Genomic DNA, 1,341 nt, shown 5'->3' with positions numbered 1-1,341 from the left:
TTTTTAAAAAGAAAAAGAGTTTGTTCATTAAGGTTATCTATCTTCATAGAGTTTGTTACAACGTAATACAAATCAGTTCTTAAAAATAGTAATGCCTGAAATACTATAGTCTGAAGTTGCATTATCACAGTAAACTTCAAGACCTTTACAATGATTGGTGTCTCAATAAAAAATTGAAGAGTTGTGCAAATTAAAACTAAGATACTTGTCCAAGCTAAACCCGCAAGATAAACCCCGTATCTTCTATTTCTTGGTACTGACCAAATGTCACTGACCTGAGTTTCAAGTACAAGAAACACAAGTCTGTATCCCCATTTTATTTTCGCATCAATTCCTACATTTATGGCAGCACATATATGACCAAATTCATGAAAGAAAATTGCAATCCAAGTGCAAAGAATGATCACGATAATGGATACTATGCCCGAACTACTTACAAAAAGATCCGAACCTCTTGGATGTAAATGATCATAAGAATAGAAAAGAACTACATTAGCAATAGCACTTAGAAAATATACTATCCAAGCTATCTTACTAAATAATATTCTAATCAATTTATTAGTTCTAACCTGTTCCCTTGGCTCATCATTTAAACTTTCAGATATTTCAACTCCGTCTATTGTCTTTACGAATTCTGCATTTATTAGAACTTCCACAAATTCAAGAATGTCTTGTAATGTATACTCCAACTCTGCATTTAGTTTTGTAACTTCCAATATACTCCTTTTTAAACCAAAACATCTATAAAGCTTAAGTGCATCTGTATCTAAAGATATGTAATCAGATGTTCCTATTCGACGCGCAGTTACAAAGTCATTGTCATCTGTAAATATTTCTATGTTATGTAGTTCAATTATGCTGTTACCATTAATATTGTGATTAAAGGGCACAACAATCATCCTTTTTTAGTTTTTTACGGAAAAGGTTCATCCGATAACGGATGAACCTTTTCCAAGTAAAAGACACATTATGTAGTAGCACGGTTAGAAGGAAGTCCTACTTGCGGAAGAACCTTTACTTTAATTTTCTTCATTGGTGATCACCTCCTTACTTGTCATAATAATACGATAAAAGTATTTTTTTGTAAATAAGTTTTTATATTCTCCGTAATACGTAATAATTCATTTTATTTTCGATTTTTATATTTTTGTATTTTTATAGAATTATATTGAAAATATTTCCTTTTTGGTTTATATTGTTTTCGACAGAATTTACATTTTACATAATTATACTTTCGTAAAGGGAGGATAGAGGAGTTAGTTAGAATAATAAGAGAGGACGATATCTATGAAAAAATTATTGAAAAAAAGTATCGTATCATTAACTACAACTTGCTTATTG

General features: G+C 30.1%; 1 protein-coding gene. It reads right to left on the bottom strand.

The annotated features are described in order from the left end of the window. Positions 1-890: hypothetical protein (locus tag POTG_RS24300; protein WP_009224555.1), on the bottom strand; the 890-nt coding region annotated here is incomplete at its 3' end. Positions 891-1,341 lie beyond the last annotated feature (451 nt).

It is taken from the genome of Paenibacillus sp. oral taxon 786 str. D14, from assembly GCF_000159955.1.
Classification (GTDB): Bacteria; Bacillota; Bacilli; order Paenibacillales; family Paenibacillaceae; genus Fontibacillus; species Fontibacillus phoenicis.
This window is presented reverse-complemented; position numbering and strand designations above follow the sequence as displayed.